At 67.8% G+C, this 24914-nt stretch carries 17 protein-coding genes; 5 read left to right on the top strand and 12 right to left on the bottom strand.

Annotated features, from left to right (window positions below):
• Positions 1-23: 23 nt before the first annotated feature.
• Positions 24-455 carry a Cd(II)/Pb(II)-responsive transcriptional regulator gene (cadR, locus tag WT53_RS02020; RefSeq protein WP_034209631.1) on the top strand — a complete coding sequence of 144 codons (432 nt, stop codon included), beginning with the start codon at positions 24-26 and terminating at the stop codon, positions 453-455.
• Positions 456-523: 68 nt separating this feature from the next.
• Positions 524-1096: a PadR family transcriptional regulator gene (locus tag WT53_RS02015; protein WP_034209632.1), complete on the top strand. Its 573-nt coding sequence runs from the start codon at positions 524-526 to the stop codon at positions 1094-1096.
• A gap of 45 nt (positions 1097-1141) precedes the next feature.
• Here the strand turns inward: WT53_RS02015 and WT53_RS02010 are convergent, their stop codons facing one another.
• The 4 genes from WT53_RS02010 to WT53_RS01995 all read right to left on the bottom strand — a co-directional run bounded on the left by WT53_RS02010 (position 1142) and on the right by WT53_RS01995 (position 5465).
• A complete protein-coding gene (locus tag WT53_RS02010; protein WP_034209633.1) occupies positions 1142-2554 on the bottom strand; it encodes an FAD-binding oxidoreductase in 1413 nt (470 codons plus the stop codon).
• Between the two features lie 15 nt (positions 2555-2569).
• Positions 2570-3358 (bottom strand): ABC transporter substrate-binding protein, encoded by a 789-nt coding sequence (locus tag WT53_RS02005; protein ID WP_034209634.1) that lies wholly within the window; start codon positions 3356-3358, stop codon positions 2570-2572.
• 74 nt (positions 3359-3432) lie between these two features.
• Positions 3433-4587, bottom strand: a complete 1155-nt coding sequence (locus tag WT53_RS02000) for a pyridoxal phosphate-dependent aminotransferase (protein WP_034209635.1) — start codon at positions 4585-4587, stop codon at positions 3433-3435.
• 209 nt (positions 4588-4796) lie between these two features.
• Positions 4797-5465, bottom strand: a complete 669-nt coding sequence (locus WT53_RS01995; protein WP_034209636.1) for a TetR/AcrR family transcriptional regulator — start codon at positions 5463-5465, stop codon at positions 4797-4799.
• Positions 5466-5585: 120 nt separating this feature from the next.
• Between WT53_RS01995 and WT53_RS01990 the strand changes: the two genes are divergently transcribed.
• Positions 5586-7238: an acyl-CoA dehydrogenase family protein gene (locus tag WT53_RS01990; protein WP_034209637.1), complete on the top strand. Its 1653-nt coding sequence runs from the start codon at positions 5586-5588 to the stop codon at positions 7236-7238.
• A 51-nt stretch (positions 7239-7289) separates the two neighbouring features.
• Complete coding sequence (locus WT53_RS01985; protein ID WP_034209638.1) at positions 7290-8798, top strand: class I adenylate-forming enzyme family protein; 1509 nt, start codon at positions 7290-7292, stop codon at positions 8796-8798.
• Positions 8799-8918: 120 nt separating this feature from the next.
• Here WT53_RS01985 and WT53_RS01980 read toward each other — a convergent pair whose 3' ends face one another.
• The 4 genes from WT53_RS01980 to hemE form a co-directional block, all read right to left on the bottom strand.
• Positions 8919-10058, bottom strand: a complete 1140-nt coding sequence (locus WT53_RS01980) for a branched-chain amino acid ABC transporter substrate-binding protein (protein ID WP_034209639.1) — start codon at positions 10056-10058, stop codon at positions 8919-8921.
• A gap of 84 nt (positions 10059-10142) precedes the next feature.
• Positions 10143-14075 carry a trifunctional transcriptional regulator/proline dehydrogenase/L-glutamate gamma-semialdehyde dehydrogenase gene (gene putA, locus WT53_RS01975; protein WP_034209640.1) on the bottom strand — a complete coding sequence of 1311 codons (3933 nt, stop codon included), beginning with the start codon at positions 14073-14075 and terminating at the stop codon, positions 10143-10145.
• Between the two features lie 384 nt (positions 14076-14459).
• Entirely contained in the window at positions 14460-16721 is a 2262-nt protein-coding gene (locus WT53_RS01970) for a primosomal protein N' (RefSeq protein WP_034209641.1), read from the bottom strand.
• A 451-nt stretch (positions 16722-17172) separates the two neighbouring features.
• Positions 17173-18267, bottom strand: a complete 1095-nt coding sequence (gene hemE, locus WT53_RS01965) for a uroporphyrinogen decarboxylase (RefSeq protein ID WP_034209642.1) — start codon at positions 18265-18267, stop codon at positions 17173-17175.
• A gap of 149 nt (positions 18268-18416) precedes the next feature.
• Between hemE and WT53_RS01960 the strand changes: the two genes are divergently transcribed.
• On the top strand, positions 18417-19217 hold the full coding sequence (locus tag WT53_RS01960; protein WP_060258295.1) for a transporter substrate-binding domain-containing protein: 801 nt from the start codon (positions 18417-18419) through the stop codon (positions 19215-19217).
• A 746-nt stretch (positions 19218-19963) separates the two neighbouring features.
• On the opposite strand, the gene WT53_RS01955 is transcribed toward WT53_RS01960, so the two are convergent.
• From WT53_RS01955 to atpG, 4 genes are all read right to left on the bottom strand, one after another.
• Positions 19964-21691: an AMP-binding protein gene (locus WT53_RS01955; RefSeq protein ID WP_060258292.1), complete on the bottom strand. Its 1728-nt coding sequence runs from the start codon at positions 21689-21691 to the stop codon at positions 19964-19966.
• Positions 21692-21944: 253 nt separating this feature from the next.
• Positions 21945-22370: a F0F1 ATP synthase subunit epsilon gene (locus tag WT53_RS01950; RefSeq protein ID WP_006477288.1), complete on the bottom strand. Its 426-nt coding sequence runs from the start codon at positions 22368-22370 to the stop codon at positions 21945-21947.
• A 121-nt stretch (positions 22371-22491) separates the two neighbouring features.
• Positions 22492-23886: a F0F1 ATP synthase subunit beta gene (gene atpD, locus WT53_RS01945; RefSeq protein WP_011882816.1), complete on the bottom strand. Its 1395-nt coding sequence runs from the start codon at positions 23884-23886 to the stop codon at positions 22492-22494.
• Between the two features lie 66 nt (positions 23887-23952).
• Entirely contained in the window at positions 23953-24828 is an 876-nt protein-coding gene (atpG, locus tag WT53_RS01940; protein ID WP_034209645.1) for a F0F1 ATP synthase subunit gamma, read from the bottom strand.
• Positions 24829-24914: the final 86 nt, after the last annotated feature.

Genomic DNA, 24914 nt, shown 5'->3' with positions numbered 1-24914 from the left:
CAACCCTTACACGGGAGAAAGGCATGAAGATTGGCGAACTGGCCAAAGCGGCCCGCTGCACCCCCGAGACGATCCGTTTCTACGAGAAAGAGGGGCTGATGCCGGACGCGGAGCGCACCGATTCGAACTACCGCAACTACACCGACGTGCACGTCGAACGGCTGCGCTTCATCCGCAACTGCCGCGCGCTCGACATGGCGCACGACGAAATCCGTGCACTGCTGCAACTCACCGACACGCCGGCCGATCGCTGCGATTCGATCAATTCGCTGCTCGACGATCACATCGGGCACGTCGATGCGCGCCTCGCGGAATTGATGCATCTGCGCGACCAGCTCACCGAATTGCGCCGCCGTTGCGTCGGCGAGCATTCGGTCGAGGATTGCGGAATCGTGCACGGCCTCGCGACGATGGAAACCGTCGCGCCCGCCGCGAAGCGCTCGCACCTCGGCTGAAACCCTTGCCAAACAAGATAGTCCAGTCGAGAATAGTTATATTATTACTAGATATATTTTGACTATTCATGTCTACGAGTCGCCCGTCCCCGCTCGCGCTGGCCATCCTTGCGACGCTCACCGAAACGCCGATGCATCCGTACGGGATGCTGCAGCAACTGAAGGCCCGCGGATACGACGAAGTCGTCAACGTGCGGCAGCGTACGAGCCTGTACCAGACGATCGACCGGCTGCTGCGCGACGGGCTGATCGCCGTGCACGACACCGAGCGCGACGGCGCGTTTCCGGAGCGCACGCTGTATGCGCTGACCGAAGCCGGGCACACGGCCGGGCAGGCGTGGTTGCATGCGCTGCTCGCGGAGCCCGCGCGTGAATTCCCGGCGTTCGGCGCCGGCCTCGCGTTCCTGCCGCTGCTCGACGCGGAAGATGCGCGCCATCAGCTCGAACTGCGAATCGCACGGCTCGACGCCGAGCGCGAGCGGCTGGAAGCGCTGCGCGCCACCGCGCAGGCCGACCAGGTGCCGCGCCTGTTCCTGCTGCAAAACGAGCATGCGCTCGTGCTGCTCAATGCGGAGCTCGACTGGGCGCGCAGCGTGGTCGAACACCTGAAGATCGGCGCGCTGCGCTGGGTGGACGGCTGACGCGTCGCGCCGGCCGCTTCCCGTCGGCAACGGGAATCGCCCCCGTCAAAGCACCTTGCCGGGATTCAGGATCCCGCGCGGGTCCAGCGCGGCCTTCAGGCGGCGCATCAGCCCGATTTCCGCGTCGCTGCGCGTGTGCGCGAGATAAGGCCGCTTGAGCACGCCGATCCCGTGCTCGGCCGACACCGAGCCGCCCATGTCGCGCACCACCGCATACACGCAGTCGTCGATCGCATCGGCGTGCGCGTCGGTCATCCCGGCCGGCGACACGCCGATATGCACGTTGCCGTCGCCGACATGGCCGAAGAACAGGCACGTGAGCGCGGGCCAGCGCGCCCGCAACGCCGCCTCGCAGCGTTCGGCGAACGCGCCGAGTTCACCCGTCGGCAGACTCACGTCGAAGTTGACGAGATGGGGCAACGCGTCGATCGCCAGGCCTTCGCGCAGCGTCCACAGATCGCGCGCCTGCCGCTCGGAGCTCGCAAGTACCGCATCGTCGACGAGCGCCGCATCGAACCCCTCGGCCAGCGCCGTTTCGAGCGCATGGCGCGCATCGCCGCCCGGCGCGCTCGTCGCGCATTCGATCAGCACCGCGAAACCGCCGTCCCCGACGAACGGCGCCGACACGCCCGGCGTATGACGCGCGACGTAGTCGTAGAACGACGGCCACATCGCCTCGAAACTGACGACCTCCGGCAGCGCGCGCACGCGGTTCCACAGCCCGACCACCGCATCGTAGTCGCACACGCGGCAGAGCGCCGTGGCCGGCGCCGCGAGCGACGGGTGCAGCCGCAGCACCGCGCGCGTGACGACGCCGAGCGTCCCTTCGCTGCCGACGAACAGCTGCTTCAGGTCGTAGCCCGCATTGTTCTTCAGCATCCGGTTCATCGACGACACGACCGTGCCGTCCGCGAGCACGACCTCGAGCCCGAGCACCTGCTCGCGCATCATCCCGTAGCGGATCGCGCGCGTGCCGCCCGCATTGGTCGCGAGCATGCCGCCGATCTGGCACGAGCCGCGCGCGCCGAGATCGACGCCGAACGTGAAGCCCGCCGCTTGCGCGGCGTCCTGCACCGTCTGCAGCGGCGTGCCCGCGCGCACGGTGATCGTGCCGGCCGCCGCGTCGAGCGCTTCGATGCCGGCGAAGCGCTCCATCGACAGCACGACCTCGCCGCCCAGCGCGACCGCGCCGCGCGCGAGCCCCGTCAGCCCGCCTTGCGGCACGACCGGCTGGCCGAGCCGCGTGCACGCCGCGAGCGTGCGCGACACGTCGTCGACGCTGCGCGGGCTCACCAGCGCACGCGGCCGCACGCCGGGCGGCTCGTTGTACGCGGTGAAGTAACGCGGATCGATATCGGCTGCGCGCGTGACGAGCGCGTCGCCCAGTTCGGCGGCGAGCACGGCATCGACGGCATCGTCCGGTTCGCGGCCCGCCGCGCGCGGGTTCGGGGTCGGCATCGTGCTCGGCCCCGCTTACTTCGTCGAAATGTCGATATCGCCGAAATACTTCAGGCCGAGCGACTTCACCGTGCCGTCCGCCTTCAGCTTGTCGATCGCCGCGTCGAGCTTCGCCTTCAGCGCATCGTCGCCCTTGCGCAGGCCGAACGCGATGCCGCTGCCGAGAATCTTGTCGTCGTGCACCGGCTGCCCGACGAACGAGAAGCCCTTGCCGTCCGGGCGCGACAGGAAGCCGCGCTGGCCGGACGGCGCGAGCACGAGCGTCGCGTCGAGGCGGCCCGCGACCAGATCCGCATACGCCTGGTTCTGGTCCTGGTACGCGACGACCGCGACGCCGGCCGGCTCCCAGTGCGCCTTCGCGAAGGTTTCCTGGATCGACGCCTGCAGCACGCCCACGCGCTTGCCCTTCAGCGACTCCGGCGTCGGCAGCAGGCCGCTGCCGGTGCGCGCGATCAGCTGGGTCGGCACGCGATAGATGATCGTCGTGAAGTCGATCGCCTGGCGCCGTTGCTCGGTGGCGTTCATCGCCGAGTTGATCGCGTCGAACTTGCGACCCTTCAGCGCCGGGATCAGCCCGTCGAACGAGGTCTCGACCCATTTGCACGACAGCTTCGCCGTCTGGCAGACGGCATTGCCGACGTCGATGTCGAAGCCCTGCAGGTCGCCGTTCGGCGCCTTCGATTCGAACGGCGGGTATTGCGCTTCGAGGCCGAAACGCAACGTCGGCGCATCGGCGAGCGCCGCGCCGGAGCCGATTGCGCACGCGAGTGCGAATGCGAGTTTCAGGGTGGTCGTGTGCTTCATCGTGATCTCCTGTGTCTGGTCGAGGCGAGGTGCCCGTCGCCGGATGCCCGTCGCCGGATGCCCGTCGCCACTCTTTACAGCGAACGCAGCCGCCGCGCGCCTTCGACCAGCGTCGCGTCGTCCTTCGAAAAACTGAGCCGGATCACGCCGGCGTCGGTGCCGTCGGTATAGAACGCCGACAGCGGAATCGTCGCGACACGCGCGTCGCGGATCAGGCGCAGCACGAAATCGCTGTCGCTTTCATCCGAGAAGTGGCGAAAGCGCGCGAGCATGAAGAACGAGCCTTCGCTCGGCAGCAGCTCGAAACGCGAATCGGCCAGCTCGCGCGCGAGCAGGTCGCGCTTGGCCTGGTAGAACGCCGACAGGCCGAGATAGCTGTCCGGCCGCGCGAGAATTTCCGCGAACGCGACCTGCATCGGCGTGTCGGCCGAGAACACCATGAACTGGTGCACCTTGCGGATCTCGTCCATCAGCTCGGCCGGCGCGAGGCAATGGCCGACGCGCCAGCCGGTCACGTGGAACGACTTGCCGAACGACGACACGATCACGCTGCGCTCGGCCAGTTCGCGGTGGCGCGCGACGCTCTGGTGCCGCGCGCCGTCGAACACGACGTGTTCGTAGACTTCGTCGGACAGCACCACGATGCCCGTGTCGCGCGTGATCTGCGCGAGCCGCTCGAGATCGTCGGCGCAGAACACCGTCGCGGTCGGGTTGTGCGGCGTGTTGACGATGATCATCCGCGTGCGCGGCGTGACGGCCGCGGCCACCTCGTCCCAGTTCACGCGAAAATGCGCGGGCGACAGCTTGATCGCGACCGGCGTCGCCCCCTGCAACCGCACGATGGGCGCATAGCTGTCGAACGACGGCTCGAAATAAATGACCTCGTCGCCGGGATGCACGAGCGCGCTGATCGCCGCATAAAGCCCTTCGCTCGCGCTCGCGATCACCGTGATCTCGGTGGCCGGGTCGTAGCGCGCGCCGTACAGCGCCTCGGTCTTCTCGGCGAGCCGCTCGCGCAGCGCGATCACGCCGGCCATCGGCGCGTACTGGTTGTGCCCGTCGCGCATCGCGCGCGCGACGCCTTCGACGAGCGCCGGATCGGGCGCGAAATTGGGGGCGCCCTGCGACAGGTTCAACGCGTCGTGTCGAGCAGCCAGTTGGCCGATCACCGTGAAGATCGTCGTCCCGACGTCGGGCAGTTTCGAACGGGGCGCGGTCGCGCTTCGCATGACTCCTCCTCCTGATGTCCTTCGGGCGGGCCGCGCCATGTGCGGCCCTGCCGTCTGCCGCATGATTTAGCCCCAGCCAATATCGATGGACAATCGAAAGTTCGTCATGGCGGCCATGCATTTTTCTCATGGCCCGCGGCGATAAGCCCTCGGCGGCAAGGCCCGCCCGGACGCCCGATATGCGAATCGGGCATTTCCCCTACGAAACGCTACGCGTGCGCCGCCGCGAGGTAAGCGAGCAACACGGCCCGCAGTTCGCGGCGTTGCGCGGCGAAATCGAGCGCCGGCCCGAGCGTCAGCAACGCCTGCGACAGCCCGCCGTAGCAGATCGTATGGGCCATCCGCGCGAGCCCGTCGAGCCGTTCGGCCGGCGGCGGGTCGGCCGCGTGGGCGAGCGCGTCGCGCCACAGCGCGACATAGGCGTCGTAATGCCGGCGATAGGCGGCCAGCGGCGACACCTGCCGCTCCAGCACGAACAGCGCGCTCCACAGCGCCGCGTCGGCGGCGATCGTATCGACCTGGAGGTCGACCAGCGCGGCGGCGAGCTCGGCCCGCGGCGCGCCGCGCAACCGCTGCACCGTGTCGCGCAGCCGGTCGGCCAGCGCCAGCACGCGGCGGTGGATGCAGAGCGCCGCGAGGCTCTGCTTGTCGCCGAAATACTCGTAGAAGGTGCCGATGCTGACGCCCGCGACGGCCGCGATCTCGCGGATCGTCGCCTTCGCGTAGCCGCGTTCGAGCAAAAGCTGAACGAACGCCTGTTGCAGCGCGTCGGAGCTCGCCTGCGCGCGCGACTGGCGCGGCCGGCGGCGCAACGCGGGCGCGGGTTGCGCCGCCGGCGAGCCGGGCGGCGCCGGAACCTGAACATGTCGCGGCGGCATATTTGCTACTCTGAATTCAGCAGGGAAGACGTTTCACCGGAAGCCGGAACCCGCGCCGACGCGCCCTCCGTGCGGCGCGACGCCGGCCGACCGCGAAGCATGAGACCGGAGACCATCGCGATGACCGACTCGACTCACGCCGTCACGAACCAGTTCGACGAACTCGTCGACTATAACCTCTTCGCGACGGATCTCGCGCTGCGCGACGCGCTCGCCCGGGCGGGCGCCGACTGGGCCGTGCCGCAGCTCGACGCGTACGGCGCGTGGCTCGGCAGCGCCGACACCGCGCGGCTCGCCGACGAAGCGAACCGCCATACACCGGAACTGAACGCGTTCGACCGGCGCGGCCGGCGCATCGACCGCGTCGATTTCCATCCCGCATGGCACGCACTGCTCGGCCGGTATCGTCGCGAAGGCTTCGTGTCGCTTGCATTCCGCGACGCGCGCCGCGGCCGCTGGGCCGCGACCGCCGCGGGCTTCTACCTGCACGGCCAGATCGAGGCCGGCACGCTGTGCCCCGCGACGATGACGCAGGCCGCGATCCCCGTGCTGCAGAAGGAGCCGGCGCTGTGGGACCTCCTGCGCGACAAGCTCTATAGCGACGACTACGATCCGCGCGACGTGCCGGTCGCCGACAAGCGCGCGATCTGGTTCGGCATGGGCATGACCGAGAAACAGGGCGGCTCCGACGTGCGCGCGAACACGACGCTCGCCACGCCGGTCGGCGCGGGCGGGCGCGGCGGCGAATACCGGCTGCGCGGCCACAAGTGGTTCTTCTCCGCGCCGATGTGCGACGCGCACCTCGTCGTCGCGCGCACCGAAGCCGGCGGCCCGTCGTGCTTCTACGTGCCGCGCTGGCGGCCGGACGGCACGAAGAACGCGGTCGAGATCCAGCGGCTGAAGAACAAGGTCGGCAACCGCAGCAACTCGAGCAGCGAGATCGAGCTGAACGACGCGTGGGGAATCATGCTCGGCGACGAAGGCCGCGGCATTCCGACCATCATCGAGATGGCCACCTACACGCGGCTGAACTGCGTGCTCGGCAGCGCGGCGATGCTGCGCCAGGGCGTCGTGCAGGCGATTGCGTACACGCGCCAGCGCCATGCATTCGGCCGCGCGCTCGCCGAGCAGCCGCTGATGCGTACCGTGCTCGCCGATCTCGCGCTGGAGAGCGAAGCGGCGCTGTCGCTCGCGATGCGGCTCGCCGACGCGTTCGAACGCGACGACTCGCCGCGCGAACGCGCGTGGAAGCGGATCGTCACGCCCGCCGCGAAATTCTGGGTCTGCAAGCGCGCGGTCGAGCTGACCGGCGAGGTGATGGAAGTGTTCGGCGGCAACGGCTACGTCGACGACGGCCCGATCGCGCGCCTCTTCCGCGAGGCGCCCGTCAACTCGATCTGGGAAGGCTCGGGCAACGTGATGTGCCTCGACGTGCTGCGCGCGGTGTCGCGCGAGCCCGACGCGGCCGCCGCGCTGTTCGACGAACTCGCCGGCCTCGGCGCGGGCGAACCGCGCATTCGCGCGGCGCTCGACGCGTTGCGCGCGATGCTCGCCGCCCCGGCCGACACGCTCGAAGCGTCGGGCCGCGTGTTCGCGCAGCGGCTCGCGATCGTCGCGCAGGCGTGCCTGCTGCGCCGCGATGCGCCGGCGGCCGTCGCCGACGCGTTCGTCGCGACGCGGCTCGCCGCCCCCGACTGGGGCCGCATCGCCGGCGGCTTCGATCCGCACGCGATCGACGTCGCCGCGCTGCTGCAGCGCGCGTACCCGGCCTGACGCCGGCCCGCTCCCCCGAATCCGCAGTCGTTCGCCCGCCCCGGAGCCTCGATGAACCTCGTCGCCGCCCTCGACCGCGCCGCCCGCGCGACGCCCGACAAGCCCTTCCTCGTCAACGAATCCGCGACGATCACGTATGCGGCCGCACGCGAGCGTTCGCACCGCGCGGCGGCCGTGCTGAGCGCGCTCGGCGTCGCGGCCGGCGATCGCGTCGCCGCGATGTGCTTCAACACGCCGGCCTTCGTCGACCTGATGTTCGGCGCATGGCGCCTCGGCGCGGCATTCGTGCCGATCAACCACAAGCTGCAGGCGCCGGAAGTCGACTACGTGCTCGAACACAGCGGCAGCAAGGCCCTGCTGTTCGACGTGGCGCTCGCGCCGGTGGTCGAGCGCATCGTGCATCCGGCGCGGCGCCTCGTGACCGAGGGCGAACTCGACGGCGTGCCGAACTTCGACACGATGTGCGCGACGATGGACGGCCTCGCGGGCATCGAGCCGGCCGACGACGACATCGCGCAGATCCTCTACACGTCCGGCACGACCGGCCGCCCGAAGGGGTGCGTGCACAGTCATCGCACGGTGACGCTGGCGGCGATGCAGGCGGCGCTAGCAACCGGAATCGGCCGTCACGAGCGCACGCTGATGGCGATGCCGATCTGGCATTCGTCGCCGCTGAACAACTGGTTCGGCGGCACGCTGTACGCGGGCGGCACCGTCGTGCTGCTGCGCGAATACCATCCGCTGCGCTTCCTGCAGACCGTCGAGCGCGAGCGCGTGACGCTGTATTTCGGCGCGCCGGTGTCGTATACGTTGCCGCTCGACACGATCGACGGCTTCGCGGCATTCGACCTGTCGAGCGTGCGCGCGTGGCTGTACGGCGGCGGCCCGATCGGCGCCGCGCAGGCCGAACGGCTCGCCCGCGCGTACCGCAGCCACGCGTTCTTCCACGTGTACGGGATGACGGAAACCGGGCCGGCCGGCACGACGCTGTATCCGGACGAGCAGATCGCGAAGGCCGGCTCGATCGGCCGCCAGGGCGGCCCGGGCGTCGACCTGCGGGTCGTGCGGATGGACGGCGTCGATGCGCGGCCGGGCGAAACCGGCGAGATCTGGCTCAAGGCCGCCAGCACGATGCTCGGCTATCTCGACGACGCGGCCGCGACGCGCGCCGCGTTCACGCCGGACGGCTGGTATCGCACCGGCGACATCGCACGGATCGATCAGGATGGCTATCTGTTCATCGTCGACCGGCTGAAGGACATGATCGTCACCGGCGGCGAGAACGTCTATTCGAAGGAAGTGGAGGACGTGCTCGGCGCGCATCCGGACATCGCCGAGGCGGCCGTCGTCGGTGTCCCGCATCCGGACTGGGGCGAGACGGTCGTCGCGCACGTCGTGATGCGGGCGAACGCGGCGCCCGATGCGGATGCGCTGCGCGCGTTCTGCGGCGAGCGGCTCGCCGCGTACAAGGTCCCGCGCGAGTTCACGTTCGTGCAGGCGCTGCCGCGCACGCCGACCGGCAAGCTGCAGAAGTTCCTGCTCCGCGTGCGCGGCGAGTAGCCGCGCTCGCGCCGATAAAAAAAGCCGCATGGTTCGTGACCATGCGGCTTTTCAGATACCCGAGCGGCCGGGCAGCGACCTTCGCCGCCGCCCATGCTTCGGCACATCGCGACAGGCGGCTTACTTCCCGCCGATGCTCTTCAGCGGCTTCCAGTCGCCCTTCTCGACCTTGTACATCGTGATGCCGCCGTTCTTCAGGTCGCCCTTCGCGTCATACGCGACGTGCGTCGACGTGACGCCGGCCATGTCGGTCTTCGCGAGCACCGGCAGGTACTTCGCCGGATCGGTCGAATCGGCCTTCTTCATCGCGTTCAGCATCGCCATCGCGCCGTCGTACGCGTACGGCGAGTACGTCTGCACGTCTTCGCCGAAGCGCTTCTTGTACTTGTCGGCGTAAGCCTTGCCGCCCGGCATTTCTTCCAGCGGCAGGCCGGCCAGCGACGCGATCGTGCCTTCGGCCGCGGCGCCCGCGATCTTCAGGAACGTCGGCGTCTTCACCATTTCGCCGCTCATCAGCGGTGCGGTGATGCCGAGCGCCTTCATCTGCTTGACCATCGGCGCCGCCTGCGAATCCGCGCCGCCGTAGTAGACGAGGTCCGGCTTCGCCGCCTTCAGCTTCGTCAGAATCGCCTTGAAGTCGACTGCCTTGTCGTTCGTGAATTCACGGTCGACGATCGTCGCGCCGCCGGCCTTCGCGGCCTTCTCGAACTGGTCGGCGAGACCCTGGCCGTAGGCCGTGCGGTCGTCGACGATCGCGATCTTCTTCATGCCGAGATCCTTCGACGCGAACGTGCCGGCCACCGAGCCCTGCTGCGTGTCGGACGTCATCATGCGGAAGGTCGTCTTGTAGCCCTGCTGCGTGTATTCCGGCGCCGTCGCCATCGCGATTTCCGGAATGCCCGCGTTCGCGTAGATGCGCGACGCGGGAATCGTCGTGCCCGAGTTGAAGTGGCCGAGCATGCCCTTGATGCCGTCGTCGACCAGCTTCTGGGCGACCGTCGTACCCGTACGCGGGTCGGCCTGGTCGTCCTGCGTGTCGAGCACGAATTTCACGGCCTTGCCGCCGATCTTCGGGTTCGTCGCGTTGAAGTCTTCCAGCGCGAGCACGATCCCGTTCTGCATATCCTTGCCGTAGTGCGCCTGCGCGCCCGTCATCGGCCCTGCGTAACCGATCTTCACGTCATCCGCATGGGCCGTCCCCGCCAGCGACATGACCGCGACGAACGTCGCGCCTGCCACCTTTTTCATCGTGTGTTGCATAGCATCTCCTTGGTACCAGGGTAAATGGAGCGGCTTCGGGATCGCCTTGCCGCTTCCTTTGTTTGATCCGAACGGCAAGGATGGTCAGCCGATCGTCATCAAATTCGCATTGCCGCCCGCCGCGGCCGTGTTCACGCTCACCGAGCGCTCCGTCAGGAGCCGTTCGAGCGCGTAGTCCTCCGCGTCGCCGTTCTCGAACGCGCCCACCGACACGCCCTGCACCGACACGATCGGGCCCGGCCGCTGCGCGACGTCCTTCACGAGCGTCTGCAGCTCGTCGCTGTCGCCTTCGAACAGCACCGCGTCGAACGGCGCGTCGGCCTGCTTGCGCACGGCCGCGTGCGCCTTCAGCGACGCCGGCAGCGCGGCGACCAGCGCCTCGCCCGCCGCGCCGGCGAACAGCGCACGGTTGCCCGTCGCCAGCACCGCCGCGAACTGCGCACGCGCGCCGCCCGGCGTGGCCGCGACACACAGCACCGTGCCGCGCGGGCCGAGTGTATACGTGTTTCGCTCGCCCGTCGGGCCGGTCAGCACGGCGGTCGCGCCGGCCGGCACCTGCGCGAGATAGCCGTCGCAACGCGCGGCCAGCACCGGCTCGCGCTGCTCGATCAGCCAGTCGCGCAGCGTCGTGAGCGCCGCCGCCGGGTTGCCGCGCGCATCGCTTTCGGTCGCGCCGTCCGCCACCAGCGACTGCGCGAGCGCGCGCGGCAGGCCCGACGGACGCGTCGCGAGCAAGCGCTGCAGGTACAGCGCGCCGCCGGCCTTCGGGCCCGTGCCCGACAGCCCCTCGCCGCCGAACGGCTGCACGCCGACCACCGCGCCGATCACGTTGCGGTTCACGTAGATGTTGCCCACGTGCGCATTCGAAATCACGTGCGCGATCGTCTCGTCGATCCGCGTGTGGATACCGAGCGTGAGCCCGTAGCCGGTCGCGCGGATCTGCTCGAGCAGCTTGTCGAGCTGGTTGCGGCGGTAGCGCACCACGTGCAGCACGGGGCCGAACACTTCACGCTTCAACTCGTCGATGCTGCCGATCTCGATCAGCGTCGGCGGCACGAACGTGCCGTGCGCGCAGGCATCGGGCATCGGCAGTTGCGTGACCGCGTGGCCCTTGTCCTTCATCGCCGCGACGTGTGCGTCGATCGTCTGCTTCGCTTCGGCGTCGATCACCGGGCCGACGTCGGTCGACAGCCGGTCGGGGTTGCCGAGCGCCAGCTCGTGCATCGCGCCCTTGAGCATCGTCAGCGTGCGGTCCGCGACGTCGTCCTGCAGACACAGAACGCGCAACGCCGAACACCGTTGACCGGCCGAGTCGAACGACGACTGCATCACGTCCGCGACGACCTGCTCCGCGAGCGCCGACGAGTCGACGATCATCGCGTTCTGGCCGCCCGTTTCGGCGATCAGCGGGATCGGCTTGCCGTCCGGATCGAGGCGCGCGGCGAGCGTCTTGTTGATCAGGCGCGCGACTTCGGTCGAACCCGTGAACATCACCGCACGCGTGCGCGGGTCGGCGACCAGCGCCGCGCCGACGGTTTCGCCCGTGCCCGGCAGCAGTTGCACCGCGCCGGCCGGCACACCGGCCTCGCGCAGCAGCCGCACGGCTTGCGCGGCGATCAGCGGCGTCTGTTCGGCCGGCTTCGCGAGCACCGTGTTGCCGGCGGCGAGCGCCGCGGCCACCTGGCCCATGAAGATCGCCAGCGGGAAGTTCCACGGGCTGATGCAGACCACGGGGCCGAGCGGACGGTGCGTGTCGTTCGAGAATTCGCCGCGGATCTGCGCCGCGTAGTAGCGCAGGAAGTCGACCGCTTCGCGGATCTCGGCGATCGCGTTCGGCAGCGACTTGCCGGCTTCGCGCACGATCAGGCCCATCAGCGTGTGCATCTGCGCTTCGAGCAGATCGGCCGCGCGCACCAGGCAATCGGCGCGCGCGTCGACCGGCGTCGCCTGCCAGATCGGCGCGGCGGTCACCGCGTGCGCGAGCGCCGCGCTCACGTGTTCGGCCGTCGCTTCGCTGACCGTGCCGACCACGTCGCGCAGGTCGGCCGGGTTGCGCACGTCGCGCGCCGGTGCGTCGGCGAGCGCGTCGTCGGCGAGCATCGGCGCCGCGCGCCACGGATGGTGCGCGCTCGCGAGCAGCGCGGACGACAGCGACGCGAGACGGTGTTCGTTCGACAGGTCGAGGCCCATCGAGTTGGGACGCTCGTCGCCATACAGGTTGCGCGGCAGCGGGATCTTCGCGTGCGGCGCGCCGAGCGGCACGACCTTCGATGCCTCGTCGACCGGATCGGCGACCAGTTCCTTCACCGATACCGTCTTGTCGGCGATGCGGTTCACGAACGACGTGTTCGCGCCGTTTTCCAGCAGACGGCGCACGAGATACGCGAGCAGCGTCTCGTGCGTGCCGACCGGCGCGTACACGCGGCACGGACGGTTCAGCTTGTCGCGGCCCGTGACTTCCTCGTACAGCGGCTCGCCCATCCCGTGCAGACACTGGAACTCGTACTGGCCCGGGTAGTAGTTGTGGCCGGCGAGGTGATAGATCGCGGCGAGCGTGTACGCGTTGTGCGTCGCGAACTGCGGGTACACGGCGTCGGGCGCCGCGAGCAGCTTCTTCGCGCACGCGAGGTACGACACGTCGGTGTAGATCTTGCGCGTGTAGACCGGATAGCCCTCGAGGCCGTCGACCTGCGCCCGCTTGATTTCGGTATCCCAGTACGCACCCTTCACGAGGCGGATCATCAGACGGTGACGGCTGCGGCGCGCGAGATCGATCAGGTAGTCGATCACGAACGGGCAGCGCTTCTGGTAGCCCTGCACGACGAAGCCGATGCCGTTCCAGCCCGCGAGCTCCGGATCGAAGCACAGCGCCTCGAGCAGGTCGAGCGACAGTTCGAGACGGTCGGCCTCTTCCGCGTCGATGTTCAGGCCGATGTCGTAGCGGCGCGCGAGCAGCGCGAGCGCACGCACGCGCGGCAGCAGCTCGCTCATCGTGCGGTCCTGCTGCGAGCGCGAGTAGCGCGCGTGCAGCGCCGACAGCTTGATCGAGATGCCCGGGCCTTCGTAGATGCCGCGGCCGCCGGCCGCCTTGCCGATCGCGTGGATCGCCTGTTCGTACGACGCGTAGTAGCGCTGCGCATCCTCTTCGGTCGTCGCCGCTTCGCCGAGCATGTCGTACGAGTAGCGGAAGCCGCGCGCTTCGTACTTGCGGCTGTTCGCGAGCGCTTCGGAGATCGTCTCGCCGGTGACGAACTGCTCGCCCATCAGACGCATCGCCATGTCGACGCCCTTGCGGATCAGCGGCTCGCCGCCGCGACCGATCAGGCGCGTGAGCGCCGACGACAGACCCGCTTCGCTGTTGGTCGTCACGAGCTTGCCGGTGATCATCAGCCCCCAGGTCGCCGCGTTCACGAACAGCGACGGCGCGTGGCCGACGTGCGAACGCCAGTCGCCCTTGCTGATCTTGTCGCGGATCAGCGCATCGCGCGTCGCGCGATCGGGAATGCGCAGCAGCGCTTCGGCGAGGCACATCAGCGCGACGCCTTCCTGGCTCGACAGCGAGAACTCGTGGATCAGCCCTTCGACGCCACCGCCCGAGCTCTTCTCGCGCAGCGCCTCGACCAGCTTCGTCGCGAGCGCCTGCACGTCCGCCTGCAGGTTCGTGGGCAGACGCGCCTGGCCGAGCAGGAACGGCACGCATTCCGGTTCCGGACGGCGGTACGCGGCCGTGATCGCCGCGCGCAACACCGATTGCGGCTGCACGTTCTGCGCGAATTCGAGGAACGGATGCGGCGAGTTGTCGTCGTCGCCGTCCGCGGCCTGCCCGTCGGCGAGCTCCGTCACGCCGCTGTGGCCCGACAGCTCGGGCGGCAACTGGCCGTGCTCGATCCGCTCGAGATACGCGAAGATCGCCTGCTTGATCAGCCAGTGGGGAGTGCGCTCGAGACGCGCGGCGGCGTCCTTGAGGCGCGAGCGGAGAAGATCGTCGACTTTGACGCCGAGAGTCGTGCTTGCCATGGTGGGTTCGTGCGCCGGTGCGAGGCCGGCTGTGTGGTGTAAGAGGATGCGCGAAATCCTACGGCACGCAATAAAAAGGTGCAACCAAATTGAGAGATAGGTTGCACCCGCAAGTTAGTCAATATAATCAGACACTTATGCGGTTGCAACCTAGGGGTTGCCCGTGGTCCCGGGATCGGTATTTTCCCTGATCGGGCCGGTTCGGCGAGCGTGTGCAACCGTCGGCCTGCGCAAGCGCGGCCGAAAACGGGTTGCACTGGGGTGACAGGATGCGGTGCCGACCCGGCATCGGGGCAAGCGACGGGAAACGACGATTCGGGGGCGCCGGCGGCACGGGTTACCGGCATCCGGCCGCGGCCCGCGCGACGGCCGCGCGGAGGCCGCTCAGATATCGAGCGGATCGACCTCGACGCTCCACCGCAGCACGCCCTTCAGCGCGCGCAGTTCCGGCTGCCACGCGCGCAGCGCATGCTGCAGCGCCGCCCGCGACGCGCTTTCGAGTAGCAACTGCGCACGGTGGACGTTCGCGACCTTCACGATCGTCATCGGCACCGCGTCGTACACGGTCACGCGATCGGCGCCCGGCAACCCCGGCAACGCGGCCGCGGCCTGCAGCAGGAACGCGAGCGCCGCGTCGAGCGTGCGCCCTTCGGCGCGCAGCAGCGCCTGGTAGACGAACGGCGGCAGGTGCGCGTCGCGACGCTCGCCCAGCGTCGAATTCGCGAAGCCCACGTAGTCCTGCCGCCCGAGCGCGTGGTACAGCGCGTGACGCGGATAGCGCGTCTGCACCAGCACCTCGCCCGGCAGCCCGGCGCGCCCCGCGCGGCCGCTCACCTGCATCAGCTGCGCGAACAGCCGCTCGCTCGCGCGGAAGTCGTGCGAGAACAGCGCGGTATCGGCATTGAGCACGCCGACGAGCGACACGCGCCGGAAATCGTGCCCCTTCGCGATCATCTGCGTGCCGACCAGGATGTCGACCTCGCCCGCGTGCACGTCGGAAAAAAGCGCCTGCGCGCTGCCCTTGCGGCGTGTGCTGTCCGCGTCGATGCGCAGAATCCGCGCGCCCGGCACGGCCTCGGCAAGCGCCTCCTCGATGCGCTGCGTGCCGCGACCGAGCGGCGCGATGTCGACGTTCCCGCACTCGGGGCACGACCGCGGAATCCGCGCTTCCCAGCCGCAGTGATGGCAGCGCAGCGCGTGCTCGGGCTTGTGCAGCACGACGTACGCGCTGCAGCGCGGGCAGCCGGCCACCCAGCCGCATGCGTCGCACGCGAGCTGCGGCGCGTAACCGCGCCGGTTCAGGAACACGAGGCTCTGTTCGCCGCGTTCGAGCCGCGCCTTCAGCGCCGCGACGAGCGGCCCCGACAGCCCGCCCATCGACGCGCGCCCGCGCCGCCGCTCTTCTTCGAGATCGATCAGCCGCACGGTCGGCAGCGTCGCGTCGGCCACCGCGCGACGCGACAGCGTGAGCCGCGTGTAGCGCCCCTGCTCGGCCAGCCACCAGCTTTCGAGCGACGGCGTGGCCGAGCCGAGCACGACCGTGATGCCGAGCTGTTTCGCGCGCCACACGGCCAGATCGCGCGCCGAATAGCGCAGCCCTTCCTGCTGCTTGTATGCGGGCTCGTGCTCCTCGTCGACGACGATCAGCGCGAGCGTCGGCATCGACGCGAGCACCGCGAGGCGCGTGCCGAGCACGATCCGCGCGCGGCCCGTGTGGGCAGCGAGCCAGTTGCGCGCCCGCTCGCCTTCGGCGAGCCCGCTGTGCAGCGTGACGATCGCGTCGTCGGCGAGCGCGCCCGCGAAGCGCGCGCGAAACGCGGCCTCGAACTGCGGCGTCAGGTTGATTTCGGGCACGAGCACGAGCGCCTGTGCGTCCGGGCGCGCATCGAGCAGCGACGCGAGCGCGTGCAGATAGACCTCGGTCTTGCCGCTGCCCGTCACGCCGTGCAGCAGGAACGGCGCGAAGCCCTGCGCGGCGCGGATCGTGTCGAACGCCTCCGCCTGCTGGTCCGTCAACGCCGGCGGCACAGCGCGTCCACCGCTTGTCGACAGGTTATCCACAGGGTTGACCACAGGCGCATCGGCCCAACCGATCTCCTCGACGGCCACCCAGCCGCGCGCCGCCCAGTCGTCGAGCGTCGCGACCGCCTTCGGATGCAGCACGCGCGCATCGGGCAGCGTCAGCGAGCCGGTATCGACCAACGCCTGCGCGAGCCGGCGCAGCGCGGCGCCGCGCGCCGGCAACGCGTCGGGCAGCGCCGCGCGGCCGGCTTCGGTCGGTAGGTAGCGCACCTCCGGCGCGAGCAGCCGCCCCCAGCGCCCCGCGTCGCGCAGCGCCTGCGGCAGCGCCGGCAACGCGACTTCGCCGCGCCCGCGCTGATAGTAGTCGGCGGCGAACGACACGAGCGTGAGCCAGTCCGCCGACAACGGCGGCAGGTCGGTACAGATCGCCTCGACCGCGCGCAGCCGCGACGGCGGCACATCGGTGTGAGTGGTGACTTCGCAGACGAGCCCGACCGCCTGCCGCTTGCCGAACGGCACCTGCACGAGCGTGCCGGGCACGGGCGGCGGCTGCACGTCGCAGCGGTAGTCGAACAGGGTCGCGAGCGGATGGTCGAGCGCCACGCGCAGGTAGACGCCGCTCATCGACACGCTCCGGCAGCGGCGGCACGCAGCGCACGGACGGCTTGCACCCGCGCCCGCATGGCGACGGCGAACTTAAAGTAAAACTTCAGATTCGGCGCTAAGTTTTGGATTCGCATTAGGAATCGCCGTATACCCTGCCCAGCCTGTGGATAACTTTGTTGAGAACTCGCCGCTCAACGGCCGCAACGCGCGCGGGGCCGTGCTTTCCGCTGTTTTTCACCGTTTGTCGCCGGCCCCCGCGAAGCCTTATTCCATAAGGCTGCTATTCAAATTACCGAACAATAGCGAGACAAATTGACCGATACGGGGCTCTACCGCGCTGCAACGTGGAAAATGTGTATAAGTCAAGTCTTGACAAGCATCGAATCGGCGACCGGAGCGGGGTTGCGTCCTGTTTAGTTTCAACGACGAAACGCCGTCATTCCGCAACGCAGCATGACGGCGCTTGCATTCAGCGCGCCGCTCCGCTACGGATCGCGCGGCTGTGGGTATGCACTTCGTCGACGAGTTCGGCGACGTGATCGGGCGACGTGAATTGCGAAATACCGTGCCCGAGATTGAACACGTGACCCGGATGGTTGCCGTAGCTGTCGAGCACCGCGCGCGCCTGTTCGCGCACCGTGGCCGGCGGCGCGAACAGGATCGTCGGGTCGAGGTTGCCCTGCAGCGCCACGCGCCCCGCGACGCGCTCGCGCGCGGCGCCGAGGTTGACCGTCCAGTCGAGCCCGACCGCGTCGACGCCGGTCGCCGCGATCTCCTCGAGCCACAGCCCGCCGCCCTTCGTGAACGTGATCACCGGCACGCGCTCGCCGTCGTGCTCGCGCTTGAGCTGCGACACCACGCGGCGGATGTAATCGAGCGAGAAGCGCTGGTACGCGCCGTCGGCCAGCGCGCCGCCCCACGTATCGAAGATCATCACGGCCTGCGCGCCCGCGTCGATCTGCGCGTTCAGATACGCGGCCACCGCCTGCGCGTTCACGTCGAGGATCCGGTGCATCAGGTCGGGGCGCGAATACGCCATCGACTTCACCGTGCGGAAATCGTCCGAGCCGCCGCCTTCGACCATGTAGCACGCGAGCGTCCACGGGCTGCCCGAGAAACCGATCAGCGGCACGCGCTGACGGCCCTGGCCGTCGGTGAGCGCGCGGCGGATCTCGCGCACGGCGCCCGTCACGTAGCCGAGCGTCTCCTCGATGTCCGGCACCGCGAGCTTCGCGACGTCGGCCTCGGTGTGCACCGGATGCGCGAACTTCGGCCCTTCGCCGGCCTGGAAGTCGAGACCGAGCCCCATCGCGTCGGGAATCGTCAGGATGTCCGAGAACAGGATCGCGGCGTCGAGCGGAAAGCGCTCGAGCGGCTGCAACGTCACTTCGGTCGCGTAGTCGGGATTTTTCGCGAGGCCGAGGAAGCTGCCGGCGCGCGCACGCGTCGCGTTGTATTCGGGCAGGTAGCGGCCGGCCTGACGCATCAGCCAGATCGGCGTGTAGTCGGTCGGCTCGCGCAGAAGCGCACGCAGGAAGGTGTCGTTGAGCAGGTTATGGGCCACGGTAGGAGCGACGATGCGAAGGCAAAGCGGCATTTTACCGGACAGCCGCGATCGGACTGCGCATGCCGGTGCGATGGCGGCCATATGACGCGCGCGATGGCTCCGTTATGATCGGACGCTCATATCGAACCGAACCAAGGAGGAGACCGATGAAGACATTCGCCACGCTCGCCGCAGCCGCATGGCTGTGCTGCACCGCCGCACACGCGCAGACCGCGGCCGGCGCCGCCACGACTGCGCCGGCCGCCGGCACGCGGCTCGACGACGTGCTCGCGCGCGGCGCGCTGCGCGTGTGCACGACGGGCGACTACAAGCCGTATTCGTACCACCGCGCGGACGGCCGCTTCGAGGGCATCGACATCGACATGGCGGAATCGCTCGCGAAATCGCTCGGCGTGAAGGCCGACTACGTGAAGACGAGCTGGTCGAACCTCACCAACGACTTCGTCGCGAAGTGCGACATCGCGGTGGGCGGCGTGTCGACGACGCTCGAGCGCCAGAAGCGCGTGTTCTTCACGCAGCCGTACGCGGTCGACGGCAAGACGCCGATCGTGCGCTGCGCGGATGCCGACAAGTACCAGACCGTCGCGCAGATCGACCGGCCCGAGACGCGCGTGATCGTGAATCCGGGCGGCACCAACGAGCGCTTCGCGAAGCAGTTCTTCACGCACGCGAACCTCGCTGTCTATCCGGACAACGTGACGATCTTCAAGCAGATCCTCGCGGGCAAGGCCGACGTGATGGTGACGGATGCATCCGAGACGCTGTTGCAGCAAAAGCTGAATCCGGGCCTCTGCTCGGTGCATCCGGACAAGCCGTTCCAGTTCGGCGAGAAGGCGTACATGGTGCCGCGCGGCGACGTCGTGTTCCAGCAGTACGTCGACCAGTGGCTGCATCTTGCGCTGTCCACCGGCGAATATCAGGCGATTTCGGACAAGTGGCTGAAGTAGGCGCGCCCGCGCCGCGGCGGCCGGACACGGGCACCGCCCCCGCGGCCGCCGGGCGCCGACATCTCGCGAGGCCCGGCAGCCGGCGTGCCGTCGTTACACTTTCCCTTCGCGCCGCAGCGCCCGCCCTCGGCGCAAGATTCGCGGGATTGGCCGAACGGCCGACTTTCGCGCATTCCGATCACGTTTCAAAATCTTTCCGACGAATGAATCGTCGTGCGCGGTATCGATCACGCCGTGCACTTTCTCGCGTGCAAATCGGCAATTCATCGCGCCCGATACGCGTGAAAAACGCATCGCGCGCATACCTTGAAAACGAGACGGAAAATATGGGTAAAAATGACCTTTTTCAGGACCCCGAAAACAGCAAAAAATCCCGGAAAGCCTTATCTGGCGGGCGTTACAACCTGAAACACTTTGTTACCGCGACGGGTCATTAATTCGCCCACAATGGCCTCAACGGTTTCAACACGGATGCGGTCTCGTGTGCCAAGTGTGAGCGGACGCGAAGCGCTGCGAGCCAGTCGGTCACGTACCGAAGCCCTTCCGAGGGGCATCCCTGTTGGAGTCGTTTCCGGCCCCCCGCCGGATCCGGTTTCATCTTTGGTCTCCTCGCGCTAACCCCGTAGCGTGTGGTTTTTAGCGGGCTAATAAGCCCGCTTTTTTTCGTCCATCGAAAACGTAGCGACTTGCACCGGGCGGCCCGCAGGCCGCCCTGTTTGTTCCGCACGTTCCCGCATCGTCGCGCTTCACGCGGTCTTCTGCACGTCGAGCTTCAGCTCCTCGATCATCCGCTCGCGCATCACGAACTTCTGCACCTTGCCCGTCACCGTCATCGGCAGTTCGTCGACGAAGCGGATATAGCGCGGAATCTTGTAGTGCGCGATCTGCCCGTTGCAGAACGCGCGCACGTCGTCCTCGGTCATCTGCTCGTCCGCGCGCAGCACGATCCACGCGCACAGCTCCTCGCCGTACTTCGGATCGGGCACGCCGAACACCTGCGCGCTCTGGATCTTCGGATGCCGGAACAGGAATTCCTCGATCTCCCGCGGATAGACGTTCTCGCCGCCGCGAATCACCATGTCCTTCAGGCGGCCGACGATGTTGCAGTAGCCGTCCTCGTCGAGCGTCGCGAGGTCGCCCGTATGCATCCAGCCGTCGACCAGCACCTCGCGCGTCTTCGCATCGTCGTCCCAGTAGCCGAGCATCACCGAATAGCCTTTCGTGCACAGCTCGCCCGTCGCGCCGACCGGCACGATCTCGCCGGCCGGATCGACGATCTTCACTTCGAGATGCGGCTGGATGCGGCCGACCGTCGTCGTGCGCTTTTCCAGCGGATCGTCGGTCGAGCTCTGGAACGACACGGGGCTCGTCTCCGTCATCCCGTACGCGATCGTGATTTCGGAAAGATGCATCTGCGACACGACGCGCTTCATCGTCTCGATCGGGCACGGCGAGCCGGCCATGATCCCGGTACGCAGCGTCGACAGGTCGAATTTCGCGAATTCCGGATGGTCGAGCTCCGCGATGAACATCGTCGGCACGCCGTGCAGTGCGGTGCACCGCTCTTCGGCCACCGCCGCGAGCGTCGCGACCGGGTCGAACGCTTCGCCGGGGAACACCATCGCGGCGCCCTTCGACACGCACGCGAGCACGGCCAGCACCATCCCGAAGCAGTGATAGAGCGGCACCGGGATGCAGAGCGAATCCTGCTCGGTGAAACGCATCGCCATCGCGATCGAGCGCGCGTTGTTGACGACGTTGCGGTGCGTGAGCGTCGCGCCCTTCGGGCTGCCGGTCGTGCCGCTCGTGAACTGGATATTGATCGGATCGTTGGCCGCGAGCGTCGCGCCGATCGCATCGAGCAGCGCCGGATCGACGGCCTGGCGGCCGCGCGCCATCACGTCCGCGAAGCGGAACATGCCGGCGGGCGCCACCTCGCCCATCGACACGATCGTGCGCAGGCTCGGCACGCGCGCCGCGTGCAGGTCGCCCGGCGTCGCGGTCGCGAGCTCCGGCGCGATCGTCTGCAGCATCTCGACGTACGCGGACGTCTTGAAGCGCTCGGCCGAGATCACGGCCTTGCAGCCGACCTTGTTCAGCGCGTATTCGAGTTCCGACAGCCGGTAAGCCGGATTGATGTTGACGAGCACGGCGCCGATCCGCGCGGTCGCGAACTGCGTGAGCAGCCATTCGCTGCGGTTCGGCGACCAGATGCCGACGCAGTCGCCCTTCACGATCCCGAGCGCCGCGAGCCCGGCGGCCAGCACGTCGACCTCGTTCGCGAACTCGCGCCAGGTCCAGCGCACCTGCTGCTCGCGGAACACGACGGCCGGACGGTCGGGAAAGCGGCCGGCCGTGTCGAGCAGGAACCGGCTGATCGTCGCTTCGGATAGCGGCACGTCGGTTGCGCCGCGCACGTAGGACAGTCCGTTTTCGGGCGCGATCAGCGCCCCCTTGCCAAGGTCTGCTGCCATCGATGTCTCCGTCCGTTTTTGTCTGATCGGCCCGCGCGCGCACCGCGCCCGCCGCCGCCGCAACGATCGCGACGGCCGGCCTCACCGCGGATGATGCCGCGCTTCGCTGACGATACTCTGACATCGAATCGCGGCGCACGGGTGAAATAGCACGACCGGACGATACGATCCTGCCCGCAAAAAACGGACGAAAACGACGGACGAAAAAAAGCAGCCCGAAGGCTGCTTTCTTTCGCGAGATACGCGTCGCGGCTCAGTGCCGGCTGCGGATCTTCGCCAGACGCTGGATCGCCTCGAGCTGCGCCATCGCGGTCGCGAGCTCGGATTGCGCTTTCGCGAGGTCGAGATCCGACTTCGCGTTCTGCAGCGTTTCCTCGGCACGCTTGCGCGCTTCCTCGGCTTTCGCCGCGTCGAGGTCCTTGCCGCGGATCGCGGTATCGGCGAGCACCGTCACGGCGCCCGGCTGCACTTCGAGAATGCCGCCCGCGACGAACACGAATTCGTCGTTGCCGCCCTCGACCTCGATGCGCACCGCACCCGGACGAATCCGGGTGATGAGCGGCGTGTGGCCCGGCAGAATGCCCAGCTCACCCGTTTCGCCCGGCAGCGCGACGAATTTCGCCTCGCCCGAGAAGATCTGCTCTTCCGCGCTGACGACGTCTACTTTGATGGTTGCCATATCGACTCCAATCTCATCCACGGGTTGAGCGTATTGCGACCGGCGCGGGCGGCCGGAATACGAGTCATCGCTGACTCATTGCTCCGGCCGGCACACGCCGGCTTGCGACTCACTCAAGCCCTTACTGGATCTTCTTGGCCTTTTCGAAGGCTTCGTCGATCGTGCCGACCATGTAGAACGCCTGTTCCGGCAGGTGGTCGCACTCGCCGTCGACGATCATCTTGAAGCCGCGGATCGTTTCCTTCAGCGGCACGTACTTGCCCGGCGAGCCCGTGAACACTTCAGCGACGTGGAACGGCTGCGACAGGAAACGCTGGATCTTACGCGCACGTGCGACCGACAGCTTGTCTTCCGGCGACAGTTCGTCCATGCCCAGAATCGCGATGATGTCGCGCAGTTCCTTGTAGCGCTGCAGCGTCTGCTGAACGCGACGGGTGATCGTGTAGTGCTCTTCGCCGATCACGTTCGGGTCGATCTGGCGCGACGTCGAGTCGAGCGGGTCGACCGCCGGGTAGATACCCAGCGAAGCGATGTCACGCGACAGAACGACGGTTGCGTCCAGGTGGCCGAAGGTGGTCGCCGGCGACGGGTCGGTCAAGTCGTCCGCAGGGACGTACACGGCCTGAACCGACGTGATCGAGCCCTTCTTCGTCGACGTGATGCGCTCTTGCAGCTTGCCCATTTCTTCAGCCAGCGTCGGCTGATAGCCCACTGCCGACGGCATACGGCCGAGCAGTGCCGACACTTCGGTACCGGCCAGCGTGAAACGGTAGATGTTGTCGACGAAGAACAGCACGTCGAGGCCTTCGTCACGGAAGTGCTCGGCCATCGTCAGGCCGGTCAGCGCGACGCGCAGACGGTTGCCCGGCGGCTCGTTCATCTGGCCGTACACCAGCGCGACCTTGTCGAGAACGTTCGAGTCCTTCATTTCGTGGTAGAAGTCGTTCCCTTCACGGGTACGCTCGCCCACGCCCGCGAACACGGAGTAACCGCCGTGTTCCTTCGCGATGTTGTTGATGAGCTCCATCATGTTGACGGTCTTGCCCACGCCTGCACCACCGAACAGGCCAACCTTGCCGCCCTTCGCGAACGGGCAGATCAGGTCGATGACCTTGATACCCGTTTCGAGCAGTTCGGTCGACGGCGACAGTTCGTCGAACGCCGGCGCCTTCTGGTGGATCGAACGCGTATGTTCGCTTTCGATCGGGCCGGCTTCGTCGATCGGACGGCCGAGCACGTCCATGATTCGGCCGAGGGTCGGCTTGCCGACCGGCACCGAGATCGGCTTCGCCGTGTTCTTCACGGTCAGGCCGCGGCGCAGGCCGTCGGATGCACCCAGACAGATGGTACGGACCACGCCGTCGCCCAGCTGCTGCTGGACTTCGAGCGTCAGTTCCGAGCCATCGAGAATGAGCGCGTCGTAGATCTTCGGCATGCTGTCGCGCGGGAATTCCACGTCGATAACGGCGCCGATGCACTGTACGATCTTGCCTTCTACCAAAGCAGCAGTACTCATCGCTTTTCCTTTAAATACCTGATTCTTTACTCGCGCAAAGGCGCAGTTGTCGTCCCGGGCGCGCGCTTAAACAGCGGCTGCGCCGCCGACGATCTCCGACAGTTCTTTCGTGATCGCGGCCTGACGGCTCTTGTTGTAGACGAGCTGCAGTTCGCTGATCACCGTCTTCGCGTTGTCGGACGCGGCCTTCATCGCGACCATGCGCGCCGATTGCTCGGACGCCATGTTTTCCGCGACGGCCTGGTACACCAGCGCCTCGACGTAACGCACGAGCAGTTCGTCGACGACGGCCTGCGCGTCCGGCTCGTAGATGTAGTCCCACGACGTCGCCGGCGTACCGTCATCGGCTTCGAAGTGTTCCGACGACAGCGGCAGCAACTGCTCGATCACGGCTTCCTGCTTCATCGTGTTGACGAAGCGCGTGTAAGCGATATAAACCGCCGACAGCTTGCCTTCCGAGTACAGATCGAGCTGCGTCTTCACGGCGCCGATCAGCTTGTCCAGGTGCGGGGTGTCGCCGAGGTGCACGACCTGCGACATCACCTTCGCGCCGAAGCGGTTCAGGAACCCGAGGCCCTTGCCGCCGATCGCGGTGGCTTCGACCTTCTGGCCCTTCTCTTCCAGCTCCTTGAACTTCTGCACCGTCGCACGCAGCACGTTGGTGTTCAGACCGCCGCACAGCCCCTTGTCGGTCGTGACGAGGATGATGCCGGCCGTCTGCGCGCCGTCGTTCGCCACCATGAACGGGTGGCGGTACTCCGGGTTCGCACGGCTCATGTGCGCGGCGATGGCACGGACCTTGTCCGCATACGGACGAGCGGCGCGCATGCGTTCCTGCGCGCGACGCATCTTCGATGCAGCCACCATCTCCATCGCCTTCGTGATCTTGCGCGTGTTCTGCACGCTCTTGATCTTGCCGCGAATTTCCTTCATTCCAGCCATAGCTTGCTCCTTTGCGCCCCGTGTTAGCGCTTCAGCGCTCACTCGGGGCTCATGCATCGCTCACCGAAGCGGCGCGGGCACATCAG

Source organism: Burkholderia sp. MSMB2157WGS (assembly GCF_001532755.1).
Classification (GTDB): Bacteria; Pseudomonadota; Gammaproteobacteria; order Burkholderiales; family Burkholderiaceae; genus Burkholderia.
This window is presented reverse-complemented; position numbering and strand designations above follow the sequence as displayed.

Coding starts and splice junctions, on each gene's coding strand:
- cadR (WP_034209631.1), top strand. CDS start 24: ATGAAGATTGGCGAACTGGCCAAAGCGGCCCGCTGCACCCCCGAGACG.
- WT53_RS02015 (WP_034209632.1), top strand. CDS start 524: ATGTCTACGAGTCGCCCGTCCCCGCTCGCGCTGGCCATCCTTGCGACG.
- WT53_RS02010 (WP_034209633.1), bottom strand. CDS start 2,554: ATGCCGACCCCGAACCCGCGCGCGGCGGGCCGCGAACCGGACGATGCC.
- WT53_RS02005 (WP_034209634.1), bottom strand. CDS start 3,358: ATGAAGCACACGACCACCCTGAAACTCGCATTCGCACTCGCGTGCGCA.
- WT53_RS02000 (WP_034209635.1), bottom strand. CDS start 4,587: ATGCGAAGCGCGACCGCGCCCCGTTCGAAACTGCCCGACGTCGGGACG.
- WT53_RS01995 (WP_034209636.1), bottom strand. CDS start 5,465: ATGCCGCCGCGACATGTTCAGGTTCCGGCGCCGCCCGGCTCGCCGGCG.
- WT53_RS01990 (WP_034209637.1), top strand. CDS start 5,586: ATGACCGACTCGACTCACGCCGTCACGAACCAGTTCGACGAACTCGTC.
- WT53_RS01985 (WP_034209638.1), top strand. CDS start 7,290: ATGAACCTCGTCGCCGCCCTCGACCGCGCCGCCCGCGCGACGCCCGAC.
- WT53_RS01980 (WP_034209639.1), bottom strand. CDS start 10,058: ATGCAACACACGATGAAAAAGGTGGCAGGCGCGACGTTCGTCGCGGTC.
- putA (WP_034209640.1), bottom strand. CDS start 14,075: ATGGCAAGCACGACTCTCGGCGTCAAAGTCGACGATCTTCTCCGCTCG.
- WT53_RS01970 (WP_034209641.1), bottom strand. CDS start 16,721: ATGAGCGGCGTCTACCTGCGCGTGGCGCTCGACCATCCGCTCGCGACC.
- WT53_RS01960 (WP_060258295.1), top strand. CDS start 18,417: ATGAAGACATTCGCCACGCTCGCCGCAGCCGCATGGCTGTGCTGCACC.
- WT53_RS01955 (WP_060258292.1), bottom strand. CDS start 21,691: ATGGCAGCAGACCTTGGCAAGGGGGCGCTGATCGCGCCCGAAAACGGA.
- WT53_RS01950 (WP_006477288.1), bottom strand. CDS start 22,370: ATGGCAACCATCAAAGTAGACGTCGTCAGCGCGGAAGAGCAGATCTTC.
- atpD (WP_011882816.1), bottom strand. CDS start 23,886: ATGAGTACTGCTGCTTTGGTAGAAGGCAAGATCGTACAGTGCATCGGC.
- atpG (WP_034209645.1), bottom strand. CDS start 24,828: ATGGCTGGAATGAAGGAAATTCGCGGCAAGATCAAGAGCGTGCAGAAC.